This is a genomic window from Streptomyces sp. MBT65, assembly GCF_016612545.1.
GTDB lineage: Bacteria > Actinomycetota > Actinomycetes > Streptomycetales > Streptomycetaceae > Streptomyces.
In genome coordinates this window covers 12104-38962 of sequence record NZ_JAENRY010000108.1, presented here as the reverse complement: position 1 = coordinate 38962, position 26859 = coordinate 12104, and the positions used below count along the sequence as shown (strand labels likewise).

At 70.4% G+C, this 26859-nt stretch carries 28 protein-coding genes and 1 pseudogene; 13 read left to right on the top strand and 16 right to left on the bottom strand.

The annotated features are described in order from the left end of the window. Positions 1-240 precede the first annotated feature (240 nt). The gene (locus tag JHN63_RS24780; protein ID WP_200684255.1) at positions 241-891 is read right to left on the bottom strand and encodes an HAD family hydrolase; all 651 of its coding nucleotides are present in this window, start codon (positions 889-891) and stop codon (positions 241-243) included. A 50-nt stretch (positions 892-941) separates the two neighbouring features. Here JHN63_RS24780 and JHN63_RS24775 point away from each other — a divergent pair, with 50 nt between their 5' ends. Then, a complete protein-coding gene (locus JHN63_RS24775) occupies positions 942-1301 on the top strand; it encodes a hypothetical protein (protein ID WP_200684253.1) in 360 nt (119 codons plus the stop codon). Position 1302: 1 nt separating this feature from the next. Beyond that, a complete protein-coding gene (locus tag JHN63_RS24770) occupies positions 1303-1737 on the top strand; it encodes a hypothetical protein (protein ID WP_200684251.1) in 435 nt (144 codons plus the stop codon). Here the strand turns inward: JHN63_RS24770 and JHN63_RS24765 are convergent. The 3 genes from JHN63_RS24765 to JHN63_RS24755 form a co-directional block, all read right to left on the bottom strand. Then, on the bottom strand, positions 1727-2224 hold the full coding sequence (locus JHN63_RS24765) for a GNAT family N-acetyltransferase (RefSeq protein WP_200684249.1): 498 nt from the start codon (positions 2222-2224) through the stop codon (positions 1727-1729). The two genes, JHN63_RS24770 and JHN63_RS24765, sit on opposite strands and share 11 nt — an antisense overlap. A 46-nt stretch (positions 2225-2270) precedes the next feature. Then, positions 2271-2777: a sigma-70 family RNA polymerase sigma factor gene (locus JHN63_RS24760; RefSeq protein WP_200684247.1), complete on the bottom strand. Its 507-nt coding sequence runs from the start codon at positions 2775-2777 to the stop codon at positions 2271-2273. Between the two features lie 72 nt (positions 2778-2849). After that, a complete protein-coding gene (locus JHN63_RS24755; RefSeq protein WP_200684245.1) occupies positions 2850-4031 on the bottom strand; it encodes a glycerophosphodiester phosphodiesterase in 1182 nt (393 codons plus the stop codon). Between the two features lie 321 nt (positions 4032-4352). Here JHN63_RS24755 and JHN63_RS24750 point away from each other — a divergent pair, with 321 nt between their 5' ends. Together JHN63_RS24750 and JHN63_RS24745 are read left to right on the top strand one after the other, a co-directional pair. After that, entirely contained in the window at positions 4353-5024 is a 672-nt protein-coding gene (locus JHN63_RS24750) for a 1-acyl-sn-glycerol-3-phosphate acyltransferase (protein ID WP_200684263.1), read from the top strand. A gap of 81 nt (positions 5025-5105) precedes the next feature. Then, positions 5106-5861 carry a hypothetical protein gene (locus JHN63_RS24745; protein ID WP_200684243.1) on the top strand — a complete coding sequence of 252 codons (756 nt, stop codon included), beginning with the start codon at positions 5106-5108 and terminating at the stop codon, positions 5859-5861. Here JHN63_RS24745 and JHN63_RS24740 read toward each other — a convergent pair. The 4 genes from JHN63_RS24740 to argH form a co-directional block, all read right to left on the bottom strand. Continuing rightward, positions 5851-7377: an MFS transporter gene (locus JHN63_RS24740; protein ID WP_200684241.1), complete on the bottom strand. Its 1527-nt coding sequence runs from the start codon at positions 7375-7377 to the stop codon at positions 5851-5853. The genes JHN63_RS24745 and JHN63_RS24740 overlap by 11 nt on opposite strands. Then, complete coding sequence (locus tag JHN63_RS24735) at positions 7374-7940, bottom strand: TetR/AcrR family transcriptional regulator (protein ID WP_200684239.1); 567 nt, start codon at positions 7938-7940, stop codon at positions 7374-7376. The genes JHN63_RS24740 and JHN63_RS24735 overlap by 4 nt, the downstream gene beginning before the upstream one ends. Before the next feature lie 81 nt (positions 7941-8021). Next, the gene (locus JHN63_RS24730) at positions 8022-8993 is read right to left on the bottom strand and encodes an aldo/keto reductase (protein WP_200684237.1); all 972 of its coding nucleotides are present in this window, start codon (positions 8991-8993) and stop codon (positions 8022-8024) included. A gap of 147 nt (positions 8994-9140) precedes the next feature. Beyond that, positions 9141-10568 (bottom strand): argininosuccinate lyase, encoded by a 1428-nt coding sequence (argH, locus tag JHN63_RS24725; RefSeq protein ID WP_200684235.1) that lies wholly within the window; start codon positions 10566-10568, stop codon positions 9141-9143. Between the two features lie 255 nt (positions 10569-10823). Here argH and JHN63_RS52975 point away from each other — a divergent pair. Beyond that, a pseudogene (locus JHN63_RS52975) lies at positions 10824-11587 on the top strand (hypothetical protein). Positions 11588-11725: 138 nt separating this feature from the next. After that, positions 11726-12427 carry a L,D-transpeptidase gene (locus JHN63_RS24715; RefSeq protein WP_200684231.1) on the top strand — a complete coding sequence of 234 codons (702 nt, stop codon included), beginning with the start codon at positions 11726-11728 and terminating at the stop codon, positions 12425-12427. On the opposite strand, the gene JHN63_RS24710 is transcribed toward JHN63_RS24715, so the two are convergent. Together JHN63_RS24710 and JHN63_RS24705 are read right to left on the bottom strand one after the other, a co-directional pair. After that, complete coding sequence (locus tag JHN63_RS24710; RefSeq protein ID WP_200684222.1) at positions 12414-13925, bottom strand: cell wall metabolism sensor histidine kinase WalK; 1512 nt, start codon at positions 13923-13925, stop codon at positions 12414-12416. The genes JHN63_RS24715 and JHN63_RS24710 overlap by 14 nt on opposite strands. Beyond that, positions 13922-14662 carry a response regulator transcription factor gene (locus JHN63_RS24705; RefSeq protein ID WP_200684220.1) on the bottom strand — a complete coding sequence of 247 codons (741 nt, stop codon included), beginning with the start codon at positions 14660-14662 and terminating at the stop codon, positions 13922-13924. The genes JHN63_RS24710 and JHN63_RS24705 overlap by 4 nt, the downstream gene beginning before the upstream one ends. A gap of 151 nt (positions 14663-14813) precedes the next feature. Here JHN63_RS24705 and JHN63_RS24700 point away from each other — a divergent pair, with 151 nt between their 5' ends. The 5 genes from JHN63_RS24700 (at position 14814) to JHN63_RS24680 (ending at position 19693) form a co-directional block, all read left to right on the top strand. Next, complete coding sequence (locus JHN63_RS24700; protein WP_200684218.1) at positions 14814-16166, top strand: ferric reductase-like transmembrane domain-containing protein; 1353 nt, start codon at positions 14814-14816, stop codon at positions 16164-16166. A 7-nt stretch (positions 16167-16173) separates the two neighbouring features. Next, positions 16174-16632 (top strand): FMN-binding protein, encoded by a 459-nt coding sequence (locus JHN63_RS24695; RefSeq protein ID WP_200684216.1) that lies wholly within the window; start codon positions 16174-16176, stop codon positions 16630-16632. 77 nt (positions 16633-16709) lie between these two features. After that, on the top strand, positions 16710-18092 hold the full coding sequence (locus tag JHN63_RS24690) for a ferric reductase-like transmembrane domain-containing protein (protein ID WP_200684207.1): 1383 nt from the start codon (positions 16710-16712) through the stop codon (positions 18090-18092). Positions 18093-18111: 19 nt separating this feature from the next. Next, positions 18112-18897: an FMN-binding protein gene (locus JHN63_RS24685; protein ID WP_200684205.1), complete on the top strand. Its 786-nt coding sequence runs from the start codon at positions 18112-18114 to the stop codon at positions 18895-18897. Further along, positions 18890-19693: an FAD:protein FMN transferase gene (locus JHN63_RS24680; RefSeq protein ID WP_307781970.1), complete on the top strand. Its 804-nt coding sequence runs from the start codon at positions 18890-18892 to the stop codon at positions 19691-19693. Before JHN63_RS24685 ends, JHN63_RS24680 begins: the two co-directional genes overlap by 8 nt. Before the next feature lie 72 nt (positions 19694-19765). On the opposite strand, the gene JHN63_RS24675 is transcribed toward JHN63_RS24680, so the two are convergent. The 6 genes from JHN63_RS24675 to JHN63_RS24650 form a co-directional block, all read right to left on the bottom strand. Beyond that, positions 19766-20305, bottom strand: a complete 540-nt coding sequence (locus tag JHN63_RS24675; RefSeq protein ID WP_200684196.1) for an arginine repressor — start codon at positions 20303-20305, stop codon at positions 19766-19768. A 19-nt stretch (positions 20306-20324) separates the two neighbouring features. Continuing rightward, a complete protein-coding gene (locus JHN63_RS24670) occupies positions 20325-21512 on the bottom strand; it encodes an acetylornithine transaminase (protein WP_200684194.1) in 1188 nt (395 codons plus the stop codon). Beyond that, positions 21509-22465 carry an acetylglutamate kinase gene (argB, locus tag JHN63_RS24665; protein ID WP_200684192.1) on the bottom strand — a complete coding sequence of 319 codons (957 nt, stop codon included), beginning with the start codon at positions 22463-22465 and terminating at the stop codon, positions 21509-21511. The genes JHN63_RS24670 and argB overlap by 4 nt, the downstream gene beginning before the upstream one ends. After that, positions 22462-23616: a bifunctional glutamate N-acetyltransferase/amino-acid acetyltransferase ArgJ gene (gene argJ, locus JHN63_RS24660; RefSeq protein ID WP_200684182.1), complete on the bottom strand. Its 1155-nt coding sequence runs from the start codon at positions 23614-23616 to the stop codon at positions 22462-22464. Before argJ ends, argB begins: the two co-directional genes overlap by 4 nt. Beyond that, a complete protein-coding gene (gene argC, locus JHN63_RS24655; protein ID WP_200684180.1) occupies positions 23613-24641 on the bottom strand; it encodes an N-acetyl-gamma-glutamyl-phosphate reductase in 1029 nt (342 codons plus the stop codon). The genes argJ and argC overlap by 4 nt, the downstream gene beginning before the upstream one ends. A gap of 94 nt (positions 24642-24735) precedes the next feature. Then, entirely contained in the window at positions 24736-25674 is a 939-nt protein-coding gene (locus tag JHN63_RS24650; protein WP_200684178.1) for an oxidoreductase, read from the bottom strand. 124 nt (positions 25675-25798) lie between these two features. On the opposite strand from JHN63_RS24650, the gene JHN63_RS24645 reads away from it, so the two are divergent. Together JHN63_RS24645 and JHN63_RS24640 are read left to right on the top strand one after the other, a co-directional pair. After that, positions 25799-26401: a TetR/AcrR family transcriptional regulator gene (locus tag JHN63_RS24645; RefSeq protein ID WP_200684171.1), complete on the top strand. Its 603-nt coding sequence runs from the start codon at positions 25799-25801 to the stop codon at positions 26399-26401. A gap of 14 nt (positions 26402-26415) precedes the next feature. Continuing rightward, on the top strand, positions 26416-26817 hold the full coding sequence (locus JHN63_RS24640) for a PPOX class F420-dependent oxidoreductase (protein ID WP_200684170.1): 402 nt from the start codon (positions 26416-26418) through the stop codon (positions 26815-26817). The last annotated feature ends 42 nt before the right edge of the window (positions 26818-26859 follow it).

The following is a 26859-nucleotide window of genomic DNA, read 5'->3' as shown; positions in this document are numbered from 1 at the left end:
GTTCAGCACGTGGACGTGCCACGGCGGCTCGCTTCGGGGCGCGAGGCGGGGGCGGATGGCCCGGGGGTGGTGCGGGGCCCTCTAGAAGGCGCACATTCGACACATACAGCGAGCACCGGGCGTCAGGGTCGCCTCGGTCGCAAGGGTGCGGCTGCTCGTCGTGGTCATGGAATCAGTAAAGCAGACGTACGGTCCTGACAAAGTGCCGCTGTCCGCATGCCGGACAGCGGCGGACGGCTCTCAGCGGCGCTCGGAGATCTCCACTCCCCCGTCGCTGACCAGCGCGGACAGGGCTGACAGGTTGTTCACAACAAAGTCCGCGTCGAGCTCGTGGGCCTCGTGCGTTGTGGCCAATGCCACGGTGATCATCCCGGCCGCGCGACCTGCCTGGAGTCCGGCCGGGGCGTCCTCGAAGACGACACAGCGGGCCGGGTCGACGCCGAGTTGGCGGGCCGCGAGGAGGTAGGGCTCGGGGTCGGGCTTGCCGCGCGTGACGTCCTCGGCGACCACGAGGGTCTTGGGGAGGATGCCGGCGTGGGCGAGCCGGGCCTCGGCGAGCCGGCGGGTGGCGGAGGTGACGACGGCCCAGCGGTCGGCGGGCAGCGAGTCGAGGAAATCGCGGGTGCCGGGCAGCGGGACGGCACCGCCGTTGGCCACGTCCTCGACCTCCAGCGCCTCGATCCGCGCGACCGCCGTAGGCACGACATCGGCGGGCAGCAGGTCGGCGGCTATCTCCACGGCGGTCCGCCCGTGCAGCTCGACCCGTGCGAAGTCCTCGGCGGTGATCCCGAACTCGTCCGCCCACCGGGTCCAGCACCTGCGCACGGATTCGAGGGAGGAGACGAGCGTGCCGTCGTTGTCGAACAGGAGGGCTTGAGCATGGATCTTCATGCACTCGACCCTACGGTCACCGGCCTTATGGCCCGTAATAGGGTCACTGCATGCTTGATGCCCTGACACTGACGATCGGTGTCGCCGCGCTGCTGCTCGCCGCCTGGACCGGGTGGGCGGCCTACCGCGACCAGTCGACGAAGGACTGGCACTTCATCGGAATGGCCGTCGTCACCGTGCTGGCCACGGTCCAACTGGTGGTCGGGATCGTGCAGTTGGCGCGCGGCGAGAAGGCGGAGCAGGGCACGACGATCTTCGTGGCGTATCTGCTGGGCGCGTTCGCGACCGTCCCGGCGGCGGGCCTCATGTCACTGACGGAGCGCACCCGCTGGGGTTCGCTCACCGCCGCGGCCGGCGGCGTGGTCCTCGCCGTGCTCGAAGTGCGGCTCTACGACATCTGGGGAAGCTGAGATGACCACTGCGGAAGAGAAGCCGAAGCGGCTCATCAGCGGGCCCGGCATCCTGCTCGTCTGGTTCTACGGCGTGATGGTCGTCGGCGCGGTCTCCCGCTCCGTCTACCAGATCGCCACCGAGTTCGACCGGGCCCCGCTCGCCTACTCCCTGTCGGCGGTGGCGGGTGTGGTGTACGGGTTCATCACGTACTCCCTGATCCGCGGCGGCGAGAGGGCCCGCAGGGCGGCACAGGCGTGCTGCGCCGCCGAACTCGCGGGTGTCCTCGTCGTGGGCACGCTGACCGTGATCGACAGCTCGGCCTTCCCGGACGCGACGGTCTGGTCGTACTACGGCGCGGGGTACGTCTTCATCCCCGTGCTGCTGCCGCTGTCCGCGCTCTACTGGCTCCGGAAGAACCGCGCCGCCGCCACCGCCGACACGGTCACGCCGTAGCGACGTACGCCTCGACGGGCTTCTCCAGGACGATCATCGGTACGCCGTCGTCGCCCTGGGAGGTGCCCACGGTCTCGTAGCCGACGCGGCGGTACAGGCGGAGGTTGCCCTCGCTGCGGTGGCCGGTGTGGAGGCGGAACTTCTTGGCGCCGCGCTCCTCGGCCAGGGCGGCTTCGGCCGCGCGGAGGAGCCGGGCGCCGATGCCGTGGCCCTGGAGGCGCGGGTGGACGCAGAGCTTGCCGATGGCCGCCGCGCCGTCCTCGGTCACCGTGCCGCGGACCGAGCCGACCACCTCCTCGCCCAGCCGGGCGACGAACACGCAGTCGGCGACGACCTCGTCCCGGACCGAGTCGAGGCTCTGGACGAGCGGGTCGATGCGGTAGTTGCCGTACAGCGCCGCCTCACTCTGGAAGCACAGGTACTGCAACCTGAAGATCTGCTCTGAGTCCTGCTCGGTCGCCACCGAGATGGTCACGCTCATGCCCATGTGCGCACGCCTCCCGCTCACCTGATCGCCATGTGGTCCCTCACTCCTATCCCCGTGCTTCGTGAGCCGCAACCTCCGGCGTCAGCAATCGCCGAAGACATCCCAGACATCTGGAACGTTCCGGGCCGAGACTGCCCTGTGAGATACCCAACTCCCCCGCGATCTCGCGGTAGGTGAGGTCCTTGGGCGAGAGCAGCGCCTCCATCAGCCGGGGGCAACGGCCCGGCAGCCGGCGCACCGCGTCGTGCAGTGCGCGATGCCTCGCCGCCGTGAGCGCGGCCTGCTCCGGGCCGCGGTCGCGCTCGTCGACCGGATCATCGTCGTACGACTGCTCGAGGCGTGCGGTACGACGGGTGCGCTGAGCCTCCGAGCGGACCGCGCGGCGGAGCCAGCGCTGGGGGTCGACGGGTGGTCCCGAGGCGTCGAGGCGTTCCAGGAGGCGCAGCCAGACGGCCTGTTCGAGGTCGGCCGGTTCGGTTCCGGAGGCATATGCCTCGGCGGAGGCCTCGGCGGCGAGCAGGGGGCGCAGGGCGGCGACGAGCTGGTGTGTCATATGCGGCACGACGCGGCCGCCCCGGCGGAGGTTGCCGGGGCGGCCGTTTGTCACTCCAACGGGGCGCGGGGCTCAGCCGTTGACGAAGTCCGCGCGGGCGAGCAGACCGGTGTCGGCGTTGTCCGTGAAGACACCGTCGATGCCGGTGGCGAAGTAGCGCTTGAAGGCTCCGAACGCGTCGCCGTAGGCGTCCACGGCCGTGCCCTTGCGGTACTCCAGCGGCAGGAAGGGGTTCTCGTTGCGCATGGTGTAGGGGTGCAGGATCAGGCCGACCTTGTGCGCGTCGGCGACCAGGGTGGTCTCCTTGTTCAGGCTGCCGTCGGCGTTCTTCGTGATGATCAGGTCGAGGGTCGGGCCGAGGCCCTGCGCGTATGTCGCGATCTCGGCGAGGCCCTTGGGCTTGACCAGGTCGTCGACCGTGCGCGGGTCGCCCTGGTCGACGAAGTCGAAGGGGCGGGTGCCCGTGCCGGAGAGCAGCACCACCAGGTTGTTGCGGACGAGCCTGCTGATCTTCTGGATGCTGGTCGGCTCGAAGGACTGGATGAGGACCGGCGAGTTCCGCTTGTCCTTGCCGTGCTTGCGCAGGGTCGAGGAGAGCAGCTTCTCCATCTCGAACCCGCGCTTGCGGAAGTAGGTGGGGTGCTTCATCTCGGGGTAGATCCAGACCTGCTTGCCGCGCTTACGGGTCTGCTCGTCCTGCCACTTGAGGACCTCCTCGAAGGTGGGGATCTCCCAGCGGCCGTTGTAGAGCGTGTTGTGCGGACGGTTGGCCGGAATGCGCTCGATCGCGCGCAGGGTCTTCAGCTCGGCGAGCGTGAAGTCCTCGGTGAACCAGCCGGTCGTGGAGACACCGTCGAGCAGCTTGGTGGTCTTGCGGGAGGCGAACTCCGGGTGGTCCGCGACGTTCGTGGTGCCGCCGATCTCCGGCTCGTGCCGGCAGACCAGGTGACCGTCCTTGGTGGGGACGAGGTCACCGGCCTCGACGATGTCGGCGCCCAGGTCCAGTGCCAGGTTGTACGAGCCGAAGGTGTGCTCGGGGCGGTAGCCGCTGGTGCCGCGGTGACCGACGATCGTCGGCTTGGGCAGGTCCTTCAGACCGCCACCATGACGGGCCGTCGAGGCCTCGGCGGCTCTCGCCGTACCGGCCGGTCCCAGTGCGGCCACTCCCGCGCCGAGCACGGCGGCGCCCAGCAGCGCCCGCCGTCCGGTGCCGTTCACTCGCTCGTTCGGCTCCTGCGTTCCCTGCGTGTCCATGAAACCTCCTGGCGTCGCCCCGTCGGTGCGCGCCGATCGTAGGTGCGCGTACATGACGGGCGGGAGACCTCGGCCGGAACACGGCACTGACGCTGGATGTCGTACCGGCCGGCAGGTTTGACCCGCCGTCACCATGGAACGCGAGATGTGTCACAACATGGCGGCCCGGTTACGGGACGACTCCGCAGCGACACCGCAGGTAAACGTGCGTCAACACTGCGTAAGACCTCGGTGAACCCGATGTGCAATACCCCGGGCGCCGCGAGTATCGTCCTCACCTGCACACATTTATATCGAACCCCCTTGACACCGGAGGGCCCGTTGTCCCGCTTCGCGCTCATCAAGGCACTGCTCGGACCGATCATGCGCCTGATGTTCCGCACACGAGTGGAGGGCGCGGAGCACATCCCCGGAGACGGTCCGGTGATCCTCGCCGGCAACCACCTCACCTTCATCGACTCGATGATCCTTCCGCTGGTCTGCGACCGGCAGGTGCTCTTCATCGGCAAGGACGAGTACGTCACCGGCAAGGGCTTCAAGGGCCGTCTCATGGCCTGGTTCTTCACCGGCGTCGGCATGATCCCGGTCGACCGGGACGGCGCGAACGGCGGCGTCGCCGCGCTGATGACCGGCCGCCGCATCCTGGAGGAGGGCAAGGTCTTCGGCATCTACCCCGAGGGCACTCGGTCGCCCGACGGGCGGTTGTACCGGGGGCGGACCGGGATCGCCCGGCTCACGATGATGACGGGCGCGCCCGTCGTTCCCTTCGCGATGATCGGCACGGACAAGTTGCAACCCGGCGGTGCGGGGATTCCGCGGCCCGGGCGTGTAACCGTTCGCTTCGGTGAGGCGATGGAGTTCTCACGGTACGAGGGGATGGACCGGGATCGGTATGTGCTGCGGGCTGTGACCGACTCCGTGATGACTGAGGTCATGCGGTTGTCGGGGCAGGAGTACGTGGACATGTACGCGACGAAGGCGAAGGCCGCCTGACTCTCCGAGACTTCCCTGGGCCGTGCGCACCTGAGTGGTGCGGGCGGCCCTTTTGGGTTGTGGGTGCGGATGCTGTCGGCGTTGAAGACGCACTATCGGGAGTTGTTCGGGCCGCCGCTCCCGGCGATGGACAGTGGTGTCGGGTCGCCGCTGGACTACCTCGACAAGATCTTCCAGATTCCGTTCGTGGTGTCCCGGCCCTCGGCCGGTGCCACCTCGCGCTACATCCGTTCGCTGCTCGGCCCGCCGTGGCGCGGGGAGGACGCGGATGTGACCGCCCACGCGGAGACCGCCGAGGGCACCGGTGCGGCGAGCGGTGCGGACGGGGTGGCCCCGGGTACCCGGCGGCCCTCCGTCGCCGTACCCGAAGTGCGGGATCTGCGGCCGGACACGCTTCAACTCCGCGCGGACGAGATCGCGTTCATGGCCTCGCTCGCCTCCTTGGTGCCCACACCGCGAGCGGCGAAGAAGCTGGTCAACCTCTACCGGCTCACTCGGATCGGTGTCTCGGCCGCGGACGTCGACGCCTTCCTCGACGGGGACTTCAAGGCCGTCCAGCTCCTGTTGGCCGTGGTGGTCGGCTTCCCCGGGGCGGCTCGGACGGTCCTCACGGCGTTCGCCGAGGCCCCGCCCGAGCAGGACGTCCGGGAAGTGCTGCGGACGGCCGCCGAGAACGCGCCGGAACCCGACGTCAAGCAGAGCTGTCTGGGCATCGTGGCCGGATTCGACGAGCTGGCGCACCGCGAGAGCCCGCCGGTGGCGGCGGAACTCTATGCGCGCTGGTGCCCCGTGATCGCCCGCTTCAGCTTCCACACGGGCGGCTGGATCAACCGCTGACGTCCTCCAGCCGCTGGCCCCGGAGCATGAACCAGGCCGCGACCGCCGTTGCCAGCAGGACCGTTGCGCCCACCGCCGACGCGACGCTCAGGCCGCTGACGAAGGCCTCCCGCGCCGAGGCCAGCATCTGCTGGGCCGCCTGCGTCGGCATGTCCGCCGCCGCTTCCACCGCGCCGCCCAGCGACTCGTGCGCCCCGCTCGGTGTGCCCGCCGGAGCCGCGAAGTCCCGGTAGACACCCGTCACGATGGAGCCGAGTACGGCGATCCCGAGGGCCGCGCCGAGTTCGTAGGCCGTCTCCGAGACCGCCGAGGCCGCGCCCGCCTGTTCCTTCGGTACGGAGGAGAGGATCACGTCGGCCGTCACCGTGAAGGAGAAGCCGGCGCCGATGCCGACCACCAGGAGCGCGGCGCCGAGGATCGGATAGCCGGTCGACTGGCCGAGGGTCGTCAGGACGGCGAGTGCCAGGCCGACCGCCGCGAGGCCGCCCGCCACCACCGCGCGGACCGAGAAACGGCGGGCCGCCCGGCCCGCTATCAGTCCGGCCGCCACCGCGCCCACGGCGGCGGGGATTTCGGCCAGGCCCGCCTCGAACGGGCCCCGCCCCTGGACGAGTTGCAGGTACTGGGAGAGGAAGAACACCAGGCCGGAGAGGCCGAGGATGGTCAGCAGGTCGGCGAGGACGGCCGCGCTGAAGCCGCGGTTGCGGAACAGGCGCATGTCCAACAAGGGGGCGGGGAGCGTGAGTTGGCGGCGCACGAACCAGTACAGGGCCGCCGCGCCCAGCGCGCCCACCGCGAGCGCGGGCCACTCGAAGCCGTGGGTCGCGGCCTCCTTGACCGCGTAGACGACGCCGATCACGCCGACCAGGGACAGGACCACGCTGATCAGGTCCCAGGGGCCCGGGTTGGGGTTCTTCGACTCGGGGAGCATCTTGATGCCGACCAGGACGAGGACCGCCATCACGGGCAGGTTGATGAGGAAGACCGAGCCCCACCAGAAGTGTTCGAGGAGGAAGCCGCCCGCGACCGGACCGACTGCCGTACCGGCGGAGGCCGTTGCGCCCCAGATGCCGACCGCGAGGCTGCGTTCGCGCGGGTCGTGGAAGAGGTTGCGGATCAGGGCGAGGGTGGCGGGCATCAGGGTCGCGCCCGCGACACCGAGGAGCGCCCGCGCCAGGATCATCAACTCCGGTGTCGTGGCATAGGCGTTGAGGACCGAGATCGCGCCGAAGGCGGTGGCCCCGACGAGCAGGATGCGCTTGCGGCCTATTCGGTCACCGAGACTGCCCATCGACACGAGCAGGCCCGCGATGACGAAGGAGTAGACGTCGCCGATCCAGAGGAGTTGGGTGCCGGACGGCTTCAAGTCCTCGCTGATGTACGGGGTCGCCAGGCCGAGGACCGTCGCGTCCACGGCCACCAGCAGCACGGCGAGCACGAGCACGGAGAGCGCGAGCCAACGGCCCGGGCGCTTCTCCGTCTCGGTCACAGCCGCCGGCTGCAGGGTGCTGGTCATGATTCCTCTCTCCGTGTCTCGTCTCTGCGTAGTGCGCCGCCGAGCAACAGCTCGACGGTCATGTGCGTGAAGTCCTTGGGCGCGCCCTTGCCGCTCTGCACCAGCCACACACCGGAGGCCAGCAGGCCGAACAGCGCCTCGGTGAGCCAGGCGGGCGTGAGATCGATACGGAACTCGCCGCTCTGCTGGCCGCGCCGGAACAGGGCGGTGATGCGGTCGTCGATCCTGGCCCAGCCGGCGTGCTGCTCCTCGCCCTCGAACAGCTGGTTCTCCGTGTAGAGGAAGGCGAGCAGGCCGGCGGCCGGTTCAGCCTCGCGAACGAGTCGCCGTACGGCGTCCTCGGCCCGGCCGTCGTCCAGCCGCGCCGCGTCCAGGGCGGTCTCGCACTCGGCGATACCGAGCGCCTCCAAGGCCCGTACGAGTGCGTCGCGCCCCGCGAACTGGCGGTGCAGCGTGGCCCGGCTGATCCCGGCCGCCTTGGCGACCTCGTCCATGGTCGCGGTGGACTTGCGGGTCAGCAGGGCCGCGGCGGCGCGGAGTACGTGGTCGCGGTCGAGAGCCATGAGACAACCATAACCCACATGAGACATCCATGTCTCATGACGGGCATGGCTGCCTCACGGAAGGTCGATCAGCGGGATCTCTCAGTGCCAGGGCAGCCGGCCGCGCTTCTCCCAGTACTCGTGCGGGTCCTCGGCCAGCGCGTCCAGCCGGGCGAGCTGGTCCTCGTCCAGGTCCGCGACCGCCGCGTGCAGGTTGGACGCGAGCTGCCCCACGGTCGCCGCACCGGAGAGGACCACACCCACCCACGGGCGACGCAGGATCAGGGCCAGGGCGATCGCGTCCGCGCCGAGCGACGTTTCCTCGGCTACGGCCTTCAGGGCGTCCGGCGCGTACGGCTGCGCCAGCCGGCCGTTGGCCATGCCCTCCTTGACGATCACCGTGAGTCCGGCGTCGTGGGCCTCGGCGAGGGCCGGGCCGGCGGAGGTCTCCAGGGCGTTGTACGTCGACTGGACGGTACGGAAGAGGGGCTCGCCGTCCACCGTCACGGCGAGCGCGGCCCTGATCGCGTCGGCCTGCGCGGGGCCGCTGGTGGAGAAGCCGACCGTCACGCCCGTGGCCGCCAACTCGGCCAGTTTCGCGTGGAGTTCCTTGTCGGTGAGGGCCGGGCTTTCGGGGGTCACCGAGTGGATCTGGTAGAGGTCGAGCCGGTCGCCGAGCAGTGCGAAGGTTTCGCTTCGCTGGCGGTCGTAGGTCTGGACGCCGTGGTCCTTGACCTCGTGCGTCTTGGCGTCCGCCGACCAGTCCGCGGTGTAGGTGTAGCCCCACTTGCTGCCGACCACGATGTCGTCGAGGTCGGGGTGGACGGCCAGCCAGTCCGCGAGGAACTCCTCCGAGCGGCCGTAGGAGCGGGCCGCGTCGAAGTAGCGGACGCCTTGCGCGTAGGCGGCGTCGAGGAGTTCGTGGGTGCGGGCCCGGAGGGTTTCCACGGTGCGGTTCTCGCCGAGGTCTTCCTCACGGCCCAAGTTGATGTAGCCGGGGCGGCCTACTGCGGCGAGGCCGAGTCCGAGGTGGCTGGTGGGGGTTGTTGCTGTTGCCAGTCGGGCGAAGGGCATCGCGGGCTCCGTTGGTCGGCTGTGGTGCGGCTCTTGACCAACGTAACCCGGGATGACCTTCGCCTCAGGGGGAAGGGTTCTTACCGCTGTTTGGAGAGTGCGGGGCGTTGTAGCCGGTCGCGCAGTTCCCCGCGCCCCTAAAAGCCCTTAGCGCTTCGCCGTTGCCCAAGCGTGCTGTACCGCCAAGTCCCGCTTCACCTCTGCCAGTTGGATCGCCACCGCGCTCGGGGCCGTACCGCCACGGCCGTTGCGGGACGCCAGCGCGCCCGGCACGTTCAGGACCGTGCGGACCTCCGGGGTCAGGTGGGCGGAGATCTTCGCGAACTGTTCGTCGGTGAGGTCGTTCAGTTCGATGTTCTCGGACTCGGCGACCTTGACGCACTCGCCGGCGACCTCGTGGGCGACCCGGAAGGGGACGCCCTGCTTGACCAGCCACTCGGCGATGTCGGTGGCGAGGGAGAAGCCGGCCGGGGCCAGTTCCTCCATGCGGTCGCGGTGGATCGTCAGGGTGGCCATCATGCCGGTGAACGCCGGCAGCAGGACCTCGAGTTGGTCGATGGAGTCGAAGACCGGCTCCTTGTCCTCCTGGAGGTCGCGGTTGTAGGCGAGGGGCAGTGCCTTGAGCGTGGCCATGAGGCCCGTCAGGTTGCCGATCAGGCGGCCCGACTTGCCGCGCGCCAGCTCCGCGATGTCCGGGTTCTTCTTCTGCGGCATGATCGACGAGCCCGTGGAGAACGCGTCGTGCAGGGTCACGAAGGAGAACTCCTTCGTGTTCCAGATGATGATCTCCTCGGCGATCCGGGAGAGGTTCACCCCGATCATAGCGGTGATGAAGGCGAACTCGGCGACGAAGTCACGCGAGGCCGTGCCGTCGATCGAGTTCGCGACCGAGCCGTGCTCGAAGCCGAGGTCCTTCGCCACCGCCTCCGGGTCCAGGCCGAGGGACGAGCCCGCGAGGGCGCCGGAGCCGTACGGGGAGACCGCCGTCCGCTCGTCCCACTGCCGCAGGCGTTCCGCGTCCCGGGACAGCGACTGGACGTGCGCGAGCACGTGGTGGGCGAACAGGACCGGCTGGGCGTGCTGGAGGTGGGTGCGGCCGGGCATCGCCACGTCCGGGTGGGCCTCCGCGAGGCCGACCAGCGCGTCCTGGAGATCGGCGATCAGGCCGCCGATCGAACGGGCGTGGTCACGCAGGCACATCCGGAACAGCGTCGCGACCTGGTCGTTGCGGGAGCGGCCGGCCCGCAGCTTGCCGCCGAGGTCGGGGCCGAGGATGGTCAACAGGCCGCGTTCCAGGGCCGTATGGACGTCCTCGTCGGCGATCGTGCCCACGAAGGAGCCGTCGGCGACGTCCGCTTCGAGCTGGTCGAGGCCCGCGAGCATCCGGGTCAGCTCGTCGTCGTCGAGGAGGTTCGCCTTGTGCAGCACGCGCGCGTGGGCGCGGGAACCGGCGATGTCGTAGGGCGCGAGCCGCCAGTCGAAGTGGACGGACGCGGACAGCTTCGCCAGGGCCTCGGCGGGACCGTCGGCGAAACGACCGCCCCAGAGCCGTACGTCACCGCTGTTGCTGCTCACTTGCGCTGCTCCTCAAAGGCCGTGGACGGGGGTCGACGTGCTGTGGTGTCCCTGCATTGTCTCGCATGCACACCGCCTCGCTTGCATGATTATGCAGAGCTCTGCATGATTCGTCAATTTGAAAGACCCTTGAACAACCTTGAACACCAGCAACCGCTTACCCGTACTTCTCGCCGAACGCAGGCGCCGCGTTTCCCCCCACGAGTCACCCAAGAGTCACCTTCAGATCACCCCTGACCCGAGTGAGGCATTCGCATGTCCAGGGCTCTCCCCAAGTACAACAAGCGTCGCGTCGTGTTCATCGGCGGTGCCGCCGCCGTGGCTCTCACCGGTGCCGTCATCGCCGGTACCGCCCTTGCCGGGACGCCGGACAAGAGCAGCACCACGCAGAGCGCCCGGACGTTGTCCGATCCCGGGACGATCACCTGCCCGGACGTGAAGTCGCAGCTCCCGGCCATCCCGGCGTCCGCACAGGCCGAGGTCGACCGCAACCTCGCCCTCCTCGACACCCAGATCGCCGAAGCGAACAAGCGACTCGTCGACGTCTCCACCATCGAAGCGCGTCTCCACCATCGACCGCATCGCCATCTCCATCGGCCGCAAGGGCACCAAGCCCACCGGGCTCGACTCCCTGGCCGCCTGCACCCTCAACGCGGCCGGTGCGACGGGTTCGACCGGTGCGACGGACACCGCGACCGCGGCCCCGAGTGCCACGGCTGCCGCCACGGAGGCGGCCGGGGGTACAGAGGACACCGGCGACGCCGCGAGTGCGGTCGGGACGATCACCTGCCCGGACGTGAAGTCGCAGCTGCCTGCCATTCCCGCTTCCGCGCAGGCCGAGGTCGACCGCAACCTCGCCCTTCTCGACACCCAGATCGCCGAAGCGAACAAGCGACTCGTCGACGTCTCCACCATCGAAGCGCGTCTCCACCATCGACCGCATCGCCATCTCCATCGGGCGCCAGGGCACCAAGCCCACCGGGCTCGACTCCCTGGCCGCCTGCACGCTCACCAAGTGACGTGACAGGCAGCCGTGGCCGCCCCGATGAACGCCGGCCGGGGCGGCCACGGTGATGTCCGGACCGATGTGCGATGTGCGTTGCCTGTTCGGCCCATTTGAGGTGCCGTCAGCGGGTGCGCGCTCTAGCGTCTGGGGCATGCGTCCTGGTGTCGTCGCCCTCGCGTCCGCGTCCCTTCTGCTGCTGCTCTGTGCCGTGCCCGCGCGGGCGGCGGAACCGTCGCCCTTGTCGCTCGCGGACACCGGGGGTGGCGGTCAGCTGATCCTGGCTCAGGCGCAGGGGGTCAAGTCCACGTCCGGGACGCTCAGTTGGTGGGAGCGCCGGGGTGGGAGGTGGGTGAAGGCCGGTTCCACCGTGGCTCGCTTCGGGGCGAAGGGGCTGGTCGAGGGACGGGCTCGCAAACAGGGGTCCAATACGACTCCCACCGGGTTGCACGACCTGCCGTATGCCTTCGGAATCAAAGCCGCGCCGGGTGGGACCCATGTCAAGTACCGCCGGGTGAACGGGAGTTCTTGGTGGTGTGAGGACACTCGGTCTCGGGTGTACAACCGGTGGAGCGAGCCCCTGGCGAGCGATTGCCGGGCTTCCGAGTCCGAGCGGTTGATCTCCTACACGGCTCAGTACGCGTACGGGGTTGTCATCGGGTTCAACTACGCCAAGCCCGTGAAGGGGCGGGGGGCCGGGATCTTTCTGCATGTCAACGGGCGTGGGGCTACCGCCGGTTGTGTGTCCGTGTCGGTGGATGCGATGCGAAGGATCCTGCGGTGGGCCGATCCTGGGCGGGCGCCGCATATTGCCATCGGGACGGTGAGCGGGGTCACGGCGATCACCCGGTACTGAGACCCGCCGGGAGGCGGACGGTGAACGTCGTCGAGCCCGGGCGGCTGTCCAACTCCACGCTCCCGCCATGGGCCTCCGTCACCGCCGCCACGATCGACAGGCCCAGGCCCGCTCCCCCTCCCCTGCCCTCCGTGCGGCGGCGGTCCGCTCGGGTGAAGCGTTCGAAGACTCCTGGCTGGACCTCCGCCGGGACGCCGGGGCCGTCGTCGTGGACCACCAGGGAAGTCGCCTCGGCGCCCGTCTCCAATGTCACCGTTACCTTCGTGCCGACAGGTGTGTGCAGACGCGCGTTGGCCAACAGGTTGGCCAGCACCTGTTGGAGGCGGTGGGCGTCGCCGGTGACCGTGACCGGTTCCTCGGGGAGGCGCAGGGCCCAGCGGTGGTCGGGGCCGGCGGCGCGCGCGTCGGCGACGGCGTCGAGGACCAGGCGGGTCAGGTCGACGGGGCGGCGTTCGAGGGGGCGGCCCGCGTCGAGGCGGGCGAGGAGGAGCATCTCGTCGACCATGACCCCCATGCGGGCGGACTCGGCCTCGATGCGTTCCAGTGCGCGGGTCACCTTGGGCGGGACGGGGTCCGGGTGGAGGAGGGCCAGTTCGGCGTGGCCCCGGATCGACGCCACCGGGGTGCGCAGCTCGTGGCTGGCGTCGGCCGCGAAGCTGCGCAGGCGTTCCTCGCTCGCGTGCCGGTGGGTGAGCGCGTCCTCGACATGGCCGAGCATGCGGTTGAAGGCACCGGCGACCCGGCCCACCTCGCTGCGCGGGTCGGACTCGGGCGCCCGGGGCGGCAGGGCCACCTCGCCGCTGGCCAGCGGGAGTTCGCTGACCCGGGTGGCGGTGGCGGCGACCCGGCTGAGCGGCCGCAGCGACCAGCGCACCCAGAGCGCGCCCGCGAATCCGGTGATCAGGAGGGCGGCGCCGAAGACGATCGCGGCGACCGTCTCCAGCCGGTGGACCGCGGCCTCGACCGACTCCAGCGGGAGTCCGGTGATCATCACGTCGCCGTCCCGGCCGTCGGCCGCGAGGACGCGGTACCGGCCGAGGGAGGAGAGGTGGACGGTGTGGGATCTGCCGTCGACCGGGACCGCGGCGAGTTCCCGCCGGTCCCGCGCTGTCAGCGCGACCTTCAGGTCGGTCGTCGCGTCGTCCTTGTCGGCGGGTACGACCGCCGCGTTGGTGACGGTGCCGTGGAGCAGGCGGGCGCCGAACGTGCCCGGCGCCTGCCGTCGGGTGTCGCCGCGTTCCCGGTCGTCGGCGTCGTGGTCGGTGAGCGTCTGGCCCTTGTGCTCCAGGCTGGCCGGGAACTGCGTCCCGACCTCGGTGAGTTGCTGGTCGAGGCGGCCGGTGAGGAAGCCGTCCAGTTCGATCACCGCCGCCACGCCCACGGCCGCGCAACTGACCGCGAGCAGCACCACCAGGCCCGCCGTCAGGCGCGCCCGCAGGGTGTGGGGCCTGGGCAGTCGCCGTAGCCGGCGTCCGACGGCCCGCGGCCCCCTGCTCATCGGACGACCGGCTTGAGCACGTACCCGGAGCCGCGCACGGTGTGGATCATGGGCGCCCGGCCGGCGTCCACCTTCTTGCGCAGATAGGAGATGTACAGCTCGACGACATGGGCCTGGCCGCCGAAGTCGTAGGACCATACGCGATCGAGGATCTGGGCCTTGCTGAGGACGCGGCGCGGGTTGCGCATGAGGAAGCGGAGCAGTTCGAACTCGGTCGGTGAGAGGTCGACGATCCGGCCCGCCCGGCTGACCTCGCGGGCCTCCTCGTCCATCACCAGGTCCCCGACGACGATCCGGGGGCCCTCCTCCAGCTGGCGGGCCATGCCCGCGCGGCGCAGCAGTCCGCGCAGCCGGGCGACGACCTCCTCCAGGCTGAAGGGTTTCGTCACGTAGTCGTCGCCGCCCGCGGTGATGCCGGCGATGCGGTCCTCGACCGTGTCCCGCGCGGTGAGGAAGAGCACGCAGACATCGGGCTTCACCTCGTGCAGGGAGCGCAGTACGGCGTAGCCGTCGGTGTCCGGGAGCATCACGTCGAGGACGACGGCGTCCGGCCGCAGCTCGCGCGCCCCGGCGAGCGCGGCGGCCCCGTCGCCCGCCGTACGGACCTCCCAGCCCTCGTAGCGCAGGGCGCCGGAGAGCACCTCGGCCAGGTCGGGGTCGTCGTCCACGACGAGGACGCGCACCGGGGTGCCGTCGGGGCGGGTGAGGGCCGGTCGGCCGGAGCGATTGGTGTTCATGGCACTTACCAGCATCGCCCCTCCCGGCGTCCCCGTCCGTCGCGAGGGCCTCTGAGTTTCCTCTGAGAAAGCTGAGAAAGGCGTCCGCTCAGAGATCCCTCAGAGGTTGGGCCCGCACAGTTGTGCGCAGGACAGGCGAAAGGACGCACACATGACCACCGTGTACGAGCAGCGGAAGGCGCCGCCCGTGCCGCCGGTTCCCCGGCGCTCGCCGGCCGGCCCCGTGCTCGGCCTGCTGTGGGCCGGTGCGGCGGCCGTCGTCGCGCTGTGGTGGGCGGACACCGGGTCGGTGGTCGGGGCCGCGGGCTGGCTGACGGGAGCCGGGCGGATCGCCGGGCTGCTGTGCGGGTACGCCTGTGCGGTGCTGGTGGGTCTGATGGCGCGGGTGCCGCTGCTGGAGCGGCGGATCGGCTCGGACCGGGTGGCGCGCTGGCACGCGATGGCCGGCCGGTACACGGTCTGTCTGCTGGGCGTGCACGTCGTGCTGATCCTGCTCGGGTACGCCGCCCAGGACCGTGCCTCGGTCGTGCACGAGACGGTCACCGTCGTCCTGGACTACCCGGACATGCTGAAGGCGACCTTCGGCGGGATCATCCTGTTCGCGGTCGGCATCACCTCGGCGCGGGCCGCGCGGCGCAGGGTGAGTTACGAGTTCTGGTACTACGTCCATCTCCTCACGTACGCCGCCGTGTTCCTCGCGTTCTTCCATCAACTGTCCCTGGGCGAGCAGTTCAACGGGCGGGCCGGTGCCACGGCCGCCTGGTACGCGCTGTATCTCGGCGTCGCGGCACTGGTGTTGTGGTACCGGATCCTCGCGCCGGTGCGGCTCAACCTGCGGCACCGGCTGCGGGTGGAGTCGGTGCACCGGGAGGCGCCGGGCGTGTACTCCGTCGTCGTACGTGGGCGGCGGATCGAGCAACTCGGCGCGGAGGCCGGGCAGTTCTTCCGCTGGCGGTTCTTCGGCGAGGGCATGGGCTGGACGTCGACGCCGTATTCGCTGTCGGCGCCGCCGCGCGGGGACCGGCTGCGGATCACGGTCAAGGCGCTCGGCGACCACAGCGCGGCCGTGCCGTTGCTGCGGCCGGGCGCGCGGGTGTGGGCGGAGGGGCCGTACGGCTCGCTGACCGTCCAACGGCGCTCCAGGCAGCGGTCGTTGCTCGTCGCGGCCGGGGTCGGGATCACCCCGCTGCGGGCGCTGTTCGAGACGCTGCCCGGCGAGGTGACGCTGCTGTACCGGGCGCGGACGACCGAAGACCTGGCGCTGGGCGGGGAGTTGGAGGCGATCGCGCGGTGGCGCGGGGCGAAGGTGCTGTACGCGATCAACGGGCCGCAGGGGCAACGGCCTTCGCTCACCCCGGAGTATCTGCGTGAGGCCGTGCCCGACCTCGCCGCGCACGACGTGTACATCTGCGGTCCGCACGCCTTCGCCCAGGACCTGTACGGGGCGCTGTCCGCCGCCGGTGTGCCGGACCGCCGTATCCACCACGAGTCGTTCGAGCTGTGAGGTCGTCGTGCATCCGTTGAAGCAGAACCGGCCGCTGCGGCGGATCGTGCTGGCGAGCGCCGTGACCGCGTCCGGACTGGTCATGCTGCTGGCGCTGAAGCCGCACACGGCGCCCGAGGTGGCCGCGGCGCCCCAGGTCGTCTCGTCGCCCGCTCCCTCGGGCAGCGCGAGCGGCAAGGCCGTCGCCGGGACGAAGACGGTCACCGGCGAGACCGCGCAGACCCGTTGGGGTCCCGTACAGGTGAGGATCACCGTGAAGGACGGCAAGATCACCGATGTCACCGCGGTCCAGTCGCCGTCGGACAATCCGCGCGACCAGGAGATCAACTCCTATGCCCTGCCGCAGTTGAGGAGCGAGGTACTCGCCGCGCAGAGCGCGAGCATCGACACGGTGTCGGGCGCCACCTACACAAGTGACGGTTACCGCCAGTCACTCCAGTCCGCACTGGACTCCGCGGGCCTCTGAACGCACAGCCTCCACGGCACGTACTTCAGGGCCAAGGGGCCACGCCACCCCCCTTGTGCCCCGTCCACGGAGGAACCGTGACCACCACGCTCGCAGGCGGACGTGCCGCCCGCCGACAGACGATGCGCCGCATCCGCCCGCGCCGCTCCCCAGCGACCCTGCTGCTGCTCGCCGTCTGGGCGGGCGCGGTCGGGGTGCTGTGGCTGTGGTGGCACAACACGCCGTCCATCGCCGACCAGAACGGCAAGATCCTCAACGCGGGCCGTATCACCGGCCTGTTGGCCGGTTATCTGATGGCACTCGTCGTGCTCCAGATGGCCCGCGTGCCCGCCCTGGAGCGCCGGGTCGGCTCCGACCGGGTCGCCCGCTGGCACGCGATGAGCGGCCGGTACACGCTCTGCCTGGTCTTCGCCCATGTCTTCCTGATCATGTGGGGCTACGCGCTCCAGGCGGGCAAGACGCTGAGCGACATCGTCCAGCAGACGATCGACTCGGTGAACCAGCTGCCCGACATGGGCAAGGCGGCCATCGGCACCGGGCTGTTCCTCCTGATCGGCCTCTCGTCGATCGGCGCCGTCCGCCGCAGGCTGCCGTACGACCTGTGGTACCACGTGCATCTGCTGACGTACGCGGCGGTGTTCTTCACCTTCTGGCACCAGATCACCACCGGCAACGACTTCGCGCTGACGCCGATCGCCAAGACCGTCTGGTACGGGCTGTACGGCACGGTGACCGCGCTGGTGGTCTGGTACCGGATCCTCACCCCGATCCGCCTCAACATGCGGCACCGGATGTACGTCGAGGCGGTCATCGAGGAGACGCCCGGCATCGTGTCGGTGCTCATCGGCGGGCGGAAGCTGCACCGGATGGGCGCGGAGGCCGGGCAGTTCTTCCGGTGGCGGTTCCTCGCGCCGGGGATGCGGTTCAGCTCGCACCCGTACTCGCTGTCGGCGGCGCCCCGCCCCAACATGCTGCGGATCACGGTCAAGGCGATCGGCGACCACAGCGCCCGGCTGCGCGAACTGCGCCCCGGCACCAAGGTGTGGGCCGAGGGCCCGTACGGCGCGCTGACCTCGCAGCGGCGCACCCGCGGCAAGGTGCTGCTGGTCGCGGGCGGCGTCGGCATCACACCGATGCGGGCACTGTTCGAGACGCTGCCCGGCGCGGCCGGTGACATCACGCTGCTCTACCGGGCCAACACCACTCAGGACCTGGCGCTGTGGGACGAGTTGGCGAAGATCGCCGACGAGCGCGGCGCCCGGCTGATGTACGCGGTCAACAGCCCCGGCGGGGAGCGCCCCGACATCTCGGCGGACTCGCTGCGGCGGAAGCTGCCCGACATCGACAACCACGACGTCTTCATGTGCGGGCCGCCCGGCTTCGCGCAGTCGGTCTACGAAGCACTGCGCGGCGCGGGGGTCCCCGCCCGCCGTATCCATCACGAGTCGTTCGAGATGTGAGCGACGGGAGTCAGGAGCAATGAAGAAGAGCCACCCCATCCGGCGTGTTCTGCTCGCGAGCGCCGCCACCGTGTCCGGGATCGTTCTGCTGCTCTCCCTGAAGCCGGCGACCGACTCCTCCTCGGCGTCCGCGCAGGGAGCGGCCCAGGGGGCCGCCGCCGCGCAGGAGTCGCCCCAGGGCGGTGCCGCGGCGGCCGGGACCTCGACGGTCACGGGCGCCGTCGCCCAGACCGAGTACGGCGTCGTCCAGGTACGGCTGACGGTCGCCAACGGCAAGATCACCAAGGCCGAGGCGATCCAGGCGCCCAAGGGCGGCACCAGCGACCAGAAGACCGCGCTGTCCGTGCCCAAGCTCAACCAGGAGGTCGTCGCCACGCAGAGCGCGGACATCACGTCCGTGTCCGGGGCGACGTACACCAGCGGTGGCTACAAGCAGTCGTTGCAGTCGGCCATCGACAAGATGAAGGCCGCCGGTGCCAACACGGCCGCCCCGTCGCAGAGTTCGGCCGCCGGGTCGGGCCAGGCCGCGCAGGCCAAGACCGTCACCGGTGACGTCGTGACGACCGAGTACGGGCCCGTCCAGGTCCGGATCACGGTCGCGGGCGGCAAGATCACCAAGGCCGAGGCGGTGCAGGCGCCGAGCGGCGGGACCAGCGACCAGAAGACGGCGCTGTCGATCCCCAAGCTCAACCAGGAGGCCGTCGCGGCAGGCAGCGCGAACATCGACTCCGTGTCGGGCGCGTCGTACACGAGCGGCGGGTACAAGAAGTCCCTGCAGTCGGCGCTGGACAAGGCCGGTGGCTGACACGGTGACCGATCCCGCGGAGGCTCCCGCCGTGTTGCGGCACGCCGAGGAGGTCATGGGGACGGTGTTCTCCTTCGACATCCGCGGCGGGGAGCCGGAGGCCGTCCGGACCGCGCTCGACCAGGCGGTCGCCCAACTGCACCGCGTCAACGAGGTGTTCAGCACCTACCGCGACGACAGCCAGGTCTCCCGGCTGGCCCGCGGCGAGCTGACCGTGGCCGAGTGCGACGCCGAGGTCGCCGAGGTGCTGGAGCTGGGCGCCGAGGCGGAGCGGGTGAGCGCCGGCTGGTTCAGCACGACGTACGAGGGGCGGCTCGACCCGACCGGCATCGTGAAGGGCTGGGCCGCCGAGCGCGCGGCCGAGCTGATCACGGCGGCGGCCGGGGTGAGCGGGGTCAGCGTGAACGGCGGCGGTGACGTCCAGATGTTCGGCACTCCGGGAGCGCACCGCCCCTGGCGGGTCGGCGTGTCCGATCCGCTCCGCCCGGGCGGTCTCGCGGCCGTGATCTCCGCCGCGGGCACCGACGAACTGGCGGTCGCCACCTCCGGTACGGCCGAGCGCGGGGCGCACATCGTGGACCCGTCCACCGGCAAGTCCGCGGTGACCGACCTGGTCGCCGTCACCGTGGTGGCCCCCCGGCTGACCTGGGCCGACTGCTGGGCCACGGCCGCGTTCGCGATGGGCTCACGGGAGGGCCTGGCCTGGCTGGAGTCACTCCCGGACGTGGAGGCCCTGCTCATCACGGCGGGCGACGAGGTCCGCTGCACGGGCGGGCTGGCGTCCCGTCTGGGCTAGGAAATCCCCATGCGAGTCGGGGGCGTACCGGACAACTCCGGTGCGCCCCCGACTCGTTGGCCGTACGGGCGGTCAGTGGTCGTTCTGTGCCAGCCGCAGCAGATGGTCCGCGAGGGCCTGGCCGCCGAGCGGGTCGCGGCTGATCAGCAGGAGCGTGTCGTCGCCGGCGATGGTGCCGAGGATGTCCTGGAGTTCGGCCTGGTCGATCGCCGAGGCGAGGAACTGGGCGGCGCCCGGCGGGGTGCGCAGGACCACGAGGTTGGCGGAGGCCTCCGCGGAGATCAGCAGCTCGGAGGAGAGCCGCCGCATCCGCTCCTCCTTCGCCGACTCCCCCAGCGGCACGCGCGGGGTGCGGAAACCGCCCTCGCTCGGCACCGCGTAGATGAGGTCGCCGTCGTTGTTGCGGATCTTCACCGCGTTCAGCTCGTCCAGGTCCCGGGAGAGCGTCGCCTGGGTGACGCTCAGCCCGTCGTCGGCCAGCAGCTTCGCCAACTGGCTCTGGGAACGCACCGGTTGCCGGTTGAGGATGTCCACGATCCGCCGGTGGCGGGCGGTGCGGGTCTGCGGCACGGCCGGCCCCGCCGACTGTTCGTGCTCCTGCGCCTGACTCATCGTCGACTCATTCTCCGGATCATCCGTCCCCCTTGGCCACGTCCAGGACACCGGGCAGCGCCCGGAGGAACGCGTCCGTCTCGTCGTCGCCGAGGTTCAGCGGCGGCATCAGCCGTACGACATCGGGAGCGGGCGCGTTGACCAGGAAACCGGCGTCCTGAGCCGCCTGTTGCGCCTGGGGCGCGAGCGGCTCGGTGAGCACGATACCCAGGAGGAGGCCCGCACCCCGGACATAATCGATCAGCGGGTGGCCCAGCGACTCGATCCCGTCCCGCAACGTCTCGCTCTGCCGCTTGACGTTCTCCAGCAACCCCTCGTTCGCGATGGTGTCGAGGACGGCGAGTCCGGCGGCGCAGGCGACCGGGTTGCCCCCGAACGTCGTGCCGTGCTGGCCCGGTTGGAGCAGGTCGGCCGCGCGTCCGAAGGCGACGGTGGCGCCGAGCGGCAGTCCGCCGCCGAGCCCCTTCGCGAGGGTCACGACATCCGGGAGCACGCCTTCGTGGGCCTGGTACTCGAACCAGTGCCCGGTACGGCCGACTCCGGTCTGCACCTCGTCCAGGACCAGCAGCGCGCCGTGCGCGGCGGTGATCGCGCGGGCCGCCTTGAGATATCCGGCGGGCGGTACGACGACGCCGTTCTCGCCCTGGATCGGCTCGATGATGACGAGCGCGGTGTCGTCGGTGACGGCGGCGGCGAGGGCCTGCGCGTCGCCGTACGGGACGTGCGTGACATCGCCGGGCAGCGGCAGGAAGGGTTCCTGCTTGGCGGGCTGGCCGGTGAGGGCGAGGGAGCCCATCGTCCGTCCGTGGAAGCCGCCCTGGGTGGCGACCATGTGCTGACGGCCCGTCAACCGGCCGATCTTGAAGGCGCCTTCGTTGGCCTCGGCGCCGGAGTTGCAGAAGAAGACCTTGCCGTCCCGGCCGAAGCGCTCAAGGAGCCGCTCGGCGAGGGCGACGGGCGGTTCGGCGATGAACAGGTTGGAGACATGGCCGAGTTCGGCGATCTGCCTGCTGACCGCCTCGACGATCGCCGGGTGCGCGTGGCCGAGCGCGTTGACCGCGATACCGCCGACGAAGTCGGTGTACTCGTTGCCGTCGGCGTCCCAGAGCTTGGCGCCGGCGCCGCGGACGAGGGAGAGCTTGGGGGTGCCGTAGTTGTTCATGAGCGACCCCTGCCAGCGCTGGGTCAACTCCTCATTGGCGGTCATACGGCATCCCCCTGCTTCTTGCCGGCCTTCTTGGCGGACTTCTTGTTGGGCTTCTTGCCGGGCAGCTCGTCCGGCACGACCATCGTGCCGATGCCCTCGTCGGTGAAGATCTCCAGCAGGATCGAGTGCTGGACCCGGCCGTCGATGACGCGGGCGGTGGTCACGCCGTTGCGGACGGCGTGCAGACAGCCCTCCATCTTCGGCACCATCCCGGAGCTCAACTCCGGGAGCAGCTTCTCGAGTTCGGTGGCGGTGAGGCGGCTGATCACCTCGTCGGAGTGGGGCCAGTCCTCGTAGAGACCCTCGACGTCCGTGAGGACCATGAGGGTCTCGGCCCCCAGCGCAGCAGCGAGTGCCGCAGCCGCCGTATCAGCATTGACGTTGTAGACATGTCCGTCGTCCTCGCTCCTGGCGATCGACGAGACGACCGGGATACGGCCGTCGTTGAGGAGTGCCTCGATCGCGCCCGTGTCGATCGCGGTGATCTCGCCCACCCGCCCGATGTCGACCAACTCCCCGTCGATCTCGGGCAGATGCTTGGTGGCGGTGATGGTGTGCGCGTCCTCGCCGGTCAACCCGACGGCGAGCGGCCCGTGTTGGTTGAGCAGTCCGACCAACTCGCGCTGGACCTGTCCCGCGAGGACCATCCGTACGACGTCCATGGCGTCCTCGGTGGTGACGCGCAGGCCGGCCTTGAACTCGCTGACGATGCCGTGCCGGTCGAGGGCGGCGCTGATCTGCGGGCCGCCGCCGTGCACGACGACGGGCTTGAGCCCTGCGTGGTGCAGGAACACGACGTCCTGGGCGAACGCGGCCTTCAGGTCCTCGTCGATCATGGCGTTGCCGCCGAACTTGATGACGACGGTCTTGCCGTTGTGCCGGGTCAGCCAGGGCAGCGCCTCGATGAGGATCTGCGCCTTGGGCAGCGCGGTGTGCTTGCGGGTAGTGCTCATGAGGAGTACGCGCTGTTCTCGTGGACGTAGTCGGCGGTGAGGTCGTTGGTCCAGATGGTGGCCGTCTCACTGCCCGCGGCGAGGTCGGCGACGATGTGCACCTCGCGGTAGCGCATGTCGACCTTGTCGCGGTCCTCGCCGACTCCGCCGTTCTTGCAGACCCAGACGCCGTTGATGGCGACGTTGAGCTGGTCGGGTTCGAAGGCGGCCTTGGTCGTGCCGATCGCGGACAACACCCGTCCCCAGTTGGGGTCTTCGCCGTGGATCGCGCACTTGAGGAGGTTGTTGCGGGCGATGGACCGGCCCACCTCGACGGCGTCGTCCTCGCTCGCGGCGTTGACGATCTCGACCTTGATGTCCTTGCTGGCACCCTCGGCGTCCCGGATCAACTGCTGGCCGAGGTCGTCGCAGACGGCACGCACGGCCTCGGCGAACTCGGCGTAGCCCGGGGTGACTTGGGAGGCGCCGGAGGCGAGCAGCAGCACGGTGTCGTTGGTGGACATGCAGCCGTCGGAGTCGACGCGGTCGAAGGTCGTGCGGGTGGCGGCCCGAAGTGCCTTGTCCAGTAGGTCACTTGAGACGTCGGCGTCGGTGGTGAGGACGACGAGCATGGTGGCGAGACCAGGGGCGAGCATGCCGGCCCCCTTGGCCATACCGCCGACGGTCCAGCCGTCCTTGGCGGTCACGACGGCGGTCTTGTGCACGCTGTCCGTGGTCTTGATGGCGATGGCGGCCTTCTCGCCCCCGTGCGGGGAGAGTTGACCGGCGGCGGTATCGACTCCCGGGAGCAGCTTGTCCATCGGGAGCAGCAGTCCGATGAGGCCGGTGGAGGCGACGGCGACCTCGGCCGCGTTCAGCCCGAGGGTGTCGGCGACCTTCTCGGCGGTGGCGTGCGTGTCCTGGAAGCCCTTCGGACCCGTACAGGCGTTGGCGCCACCGGAGTTGAGGATCACGGCGGAGACCTGGCCGCCCTTGAGCACCTGCTCGGACCAGAGCACCGGGGCGGCTTTGACGCGGTTGGAGGTGAAGACGCCCGCGGCGGCGAGGCGGGGCCCGTTGTTGACCACGAGGGCCAGGTCCGGGTTGCCGTTCTCCTTGATTCCGGCGGCGATGCCCGCGGCCGTGAATCCCTGTGCTGCCGTCACACTCACGGCGCGACTCCGATCGTAGAGAGCCCGGTGGTCTCGTCGAGCCCGAGGGCGAGGTTCATGCTCTGGACGGCACCGCCCGCGGTGCCCTTGGTCAGGTTGTCGATGGCGCTGATCGCGATGATGCGGCCCGCGGCCTCGTCGTACGCGACCTGCACCTGAACGGCGTTGGAACCGTAGACGGACGCCGTCGCGGGCCACTGCCCCTCGGGGAGGAGGTACACGAAGGGCTCGTCGGCGAAGGCCTTCTCGTAGACGGCGCGGACCGACTCCGCGGTGACCCCGGGCTTCGCCTTGGCGCTGCACGTGGCGAGGATGCCGCGGGGCATCGGCGCGAGGGTGGGCGTGAAGGAGACGGTGACGGGCTCACCGGCCGCCGCGCCGAGGTTCTGGATGATCTCCGGAGTGTGCCGGTGTCCGCCGCCGACGCCGTACGGCGACATGGAGCCCATGACCTCGGAGCCGAGGAGATGAGCCTTGGGCGCCTTGCCGGCACCCGAGGTGCCGGAGGCGGCGACGATCACGGCCTCGTTCTCGGCGAGCCCGGCGGCGTAGGCCGGGAAGAGCGCGAGGGAGGCGGCCGTGGGGTAGCAACCGGGCACCGCGATGCGCTTGGACCCCTCCAACGCGGCGCGGGCGCCCGGCAGTTCGGGGAGGCCGTAGGGCCAGGTGCCGGCGTGTGCGGAGCCGTAGAACTTCTCCCAGTCGGCCGCGTCCTTCAGCCGGAAGTCGGCGCCCATGTCGACGACGAGGACGTCCGGGCCGAGCTGCTCGGCGACGGCGGCGGACTGGCCGTGCGGCAGCGCGAGGAAGACGACGTCGTGTCCGGCGAGGACTTCCGGGGTAGTTTCATGGAGGACCCGACCGGCGAGCGGCAGCAGGTGCGGTTGCAGCGCGCCGAGTTTCTGCCCGGCGTTCGAGTTGCCGGTCAGAGCGCCGATCTCGACCTCGGGGTGGGCCAGGAGCAGACGCAGGAGTTCGCCACCCGCGTATCCACTCGCTCCGGCCACTGCCGCACGTACCGCCATGGAACCCTCCTCATCGATGGCATGACTATACGTTTCGCTGCACGTTTATGCAATCCAGGGCCATGGGTAGGGAGAGTGGTCCGCGACGGCCGCCCTACAGCCGGAACGCGACGCCGGTCAGCTCCTCGGACAGGGACCACAAGCGGCGCTGGAGGGACACGTCGTAGGACCGGGGGCTGGAGCGGACCGCCTTCGGGTGGCCCTTGCTCTGCTGGAAACCGCGTGGGCCGTAGTACTCGCCTCCGCGCACGTCCGGGTCGGTCGCGGCGCGCAGCACGGGCAGGGCCCCCATGCCGGGCGACTGGAGGAGAAGGGGCCGGATCGCGGCGAAGGCCGCGCGGGTGAGCGGCGAGGAGTGGGACAGCGCGTTCCGGGAGCCGCCGGTGTTCGCGCCGCCGGGGTGGGCGGCCACGGCGAGGGGGCCGCTCGCGGGCAGTCTGCGCTGGAGTTCGTAGGTGAACATCAGGTTGGCCAGCTTGGAGTGACCGTAGGCGGCGGTCCGGTCGTAGGGGCGCCGGTGCCAGCCGAGGTCGTCGAGGTCGATCGGGCCGCCCATGCGGTGTCCCGCGCTGCCGACGGTGACCACACGGGCCGCGGGGGAAGCGGGCAACAGGTCCAGCAGCAGCCCGGTCAGGGCGAAGTGCCCCAGGTGATTGGTGCCGAACTGGAGCTCATGGCCGTCCACGGTCGTGCGGTACGGGGTGTACATCACGCCCGCGTTGTTGATCAGCAGGTCGATCCGGGCGCAGGAGTCGCGCAGCTCCCCCGCCGCGGCGCGGATCGAGGCGAGTGAGCCGAGGTCGAGCCGCTGGACGCGCACGCGTGCCGCCGGGGCGGCGAGAGCGAGGGCCTCCACGGCGTGCTTGCCCTTGTCCACGTCCCGTACCGCCAGAACCACGGACGCGCCGCGCAGGGCCAGCGCCTTGGCCGTCTCGAAGCCGATGCCGGTGTTGGCGCCGGTGATCACGGCGGTGCGGCCGTGCTGGTCGGGGATGTCGCGGGCCTTCCAGCGCGCGGGTTTCGATGCCGTCATCGGTCGCTCCCGGTGTCGTACGTGAACTCGGCGGTCAGGTGCGGCGGAGAAGGGCGGCCGAGCCCGGCCTCCCAGCCATGGTGAATGCCATTCACCTATGGTGAATAGTGTTAACCTTCGAGACATGGCAGTCAAACGGCGCCCCACCGGCACCCACCACGGAGATCTGCGCAACGCGCTGGAGGAGGCCGCGCTCGCCCTGGTCGGCGAGCGGGGTCCCCACGGATTCACCCTCGCCGAGGCGTGCCGTCGGGCCGGAGTGAGCGTGTCCGCGCCGTACAAGCACTTCGCCGACCGGGAGGCCCTGCTGGCCGCGCTGGCGTTGAAGGGCTACCAGGAGCAGCGGCGCCGCTACCGCGCCGCGCTGGCCGAACACACGTCTCCGGCCGAGCAGTTGGCCGCGTTCGCCGTCGCCTATGTACGGTTCGCCGCCGAAGAGCGCGCCCTCTTCGACATCACGTTCCTGGCCGGCCTCGACAAGAGTCGGCACCCCGAACTGGCCCGGGCGGGAAGCGCGTTGTACGACGACCTGATGCCCGTCACCGGCGCGATCGCCCCTGACCCGGACGAGGCGTTCGCGCTGCTCGTCCAGGTCGCCGCGGCAGCCCACGGACTGGCCCTGTTCCAGCAGCAGGACATGCTGCCCGGCGCCTGGAACACCCGCGCGTCCGTCGAGGAGCAGGCCGCGCGAACGGCCCGCGCCCTCGCCGGCCGGCACACCCGCTAGCTTCGGAGACCCCCATGTCCACCCCGCACAGCGACTTCGACCACGCTCTCGACCGCATCGGCAAGGGCAAGCACGTCCGTCTGACCACCTTCCGCCGCAACGGACAACCGGTCGCCACCCCCGTCGGCAGCCTCGTGCACGAGGGCACCCTCTACGCGCTGACGCCACCGGAGACCGGAAAGGCCAAGCGGATCCGCAACAGCCCGCGGGTGACCATCGCCCCGTGCGACATGAGGGGCACCGTTCCCGCCGACGCACCCACCGTCGCGGCCACCGCCCGGCTCCTGGACCCCGCGGAGACCGCCCGCGTCCAGGAACTGATGAAGCGACGATTCCTGATGTACCGCGTGGTGCGCCTCCTCGACCGCGTCCTGGGCCGGGAGCGCCGGCTCGTCGCCATCGCGATCAACCCGTGATCGTCGTCGGGTCCGAGCATCGCGGAGGAGCGATCACCGCCC

Coding starts and splice junctions, on each gene's coding strand:
- JHN63_RS24780 (WP_200684255.1), bottom strand. CDS start 891: ATGAAGATCCATGCTCAAGCCCTCCTGTTCGACAACGACGGCACGCTC.
- JHN63_RS24775 (WP_200684253.1), top strand. CDS start 942: ATGCTTGATGCCCTGACACTGACGATCGGTGTCGCCGCGCTGCTGCTC.
- JHN63_RS24770 (WP_200684251.1), top strand. CDS start 1,303: ATGACCACTGCGGAAGAGAAGCCGAAGCGGCTCATCAGCGGGCCCGGC.
- JHN63_RS24765 (WP_200684249.1), bottom strand. CDS start 2,224: ATGGGCATGAGCGTGACCATCTCGGTGGCGACCGAGCAGGACTCAGAG.
- JHN63_RS24760 (WP_200684247.1), bottom strand. CDS start 2,777: ATGACACACCAGCTCGTCGCCGCCCTGCGCCCCCTGCTCGCCGCCGAG.
- JHN63_RS24755 (WP_200684245.1), bottom strand. CDS start 4,031: ATGGACACGCAGGGAACGCAGGAGCCGAACGAGCGAGTGAACGGCACC.
- JHN63_RS24740 (WP_200684241.1), bottom strand. CDS start 7,377: ATGACCAGCACCCTGCAGCCGGCGGCTGTGACCGAGACGGAGAAGCGC.
- JHN63_RS24735 (WP_200684239.1), bottom strand. CDS start 7,940: ATGGCTCTCGACCGCGACCACGTACTCCGCGCCGCCGCGGCCCTGCTG.
- JHN63_RS24730 (WP_200684237.1), bottom strand. CDS start 8,993: ATGCCCTTCGCCCGACTGGCAACAGCAACAACCCCCACCAGCCACCTC.
- JHN63_RS24715 (WP_200684231.1), top strand. CDS start 11,726: ATGCGTCCTGGTGTCGTCGCCCTCGCGTCCGCGTCCCTTCTGCTGCTG.
- JHN63_RS24710 (WP_200684222.1), bottom strand. CDS start 13,925: ATGAGCAGGGGGCCGCGGGCCGTCGGACGCCGGCTACGGCGACTGCCC.
- JHN63_RS24705 (WP_200684220.1), bottom strand. CDS start 14,662: ATGAACACCAATCGCTCCGGCCGACCGGCCCTCACCCGCCCCGACGGC.
- JHN63_RS24700 (WP_200684218.1), top strand. CDS start 14,814: ATGACCACCGTGTACGAGCAGCGGAAGGCGCCGCCCGTGCCGCCGGTT.
- JHN63_RS24685 (WP_200684205.1), top strand. CDS start 18,112: ATGAAGAAGAGCCACCCCATCCGGCGTGTTCTGCTCGCGAGCGCCGCC.
- JHN63_RS24675 (WP_200684196.1), bottom strand. CDS start 20,305: ATGAGTCAGGCGCAGGAGCACGAACAGTCGGCGGGGCCGGCCGTGCCG.
- JHN63_RS24670 (WP_200684194.1), bottom strand. CDS start 21,512: ATGACCGCCAATGAGGAGTTGACCCAGCGCTGGCAGGGGTCGCTCATG.
- argB (WP_200684192.1), bottom strand. CDS start 22,465: ATGAGCACTACCCGCAAGCACACCGCGCTGCCCAAGGCGCAGATCCTC.
- argC (WP_200684180.1), bottom strand. CDS start 24,641: ATGGCGGTACGTGCGGCAGTGGCCGGAGCGAGTGGATACGCGGGTGGC.
- JHN63_RS24650 (WP_200684178.1), bottom strand. CDS start 25,674: ATGACGGCATCGAAACCCGCGCGCTGGAAGGCCCGCGACATCCCCGAC.
- JHN63_RS24645 (WP_200684171.1), top strand. CDS start 25,799: ATGGCAGTCAAACGGCGCCCCACCGGCACCCACCACGGAGATCTGCGC.
- JHN63_RS24640 (WP_200684170.1), top strand. CDS start 26,416: ATGTCCACCCCGCACAGCGACTTCGACCACGCTCTCGACCGCATCGGC.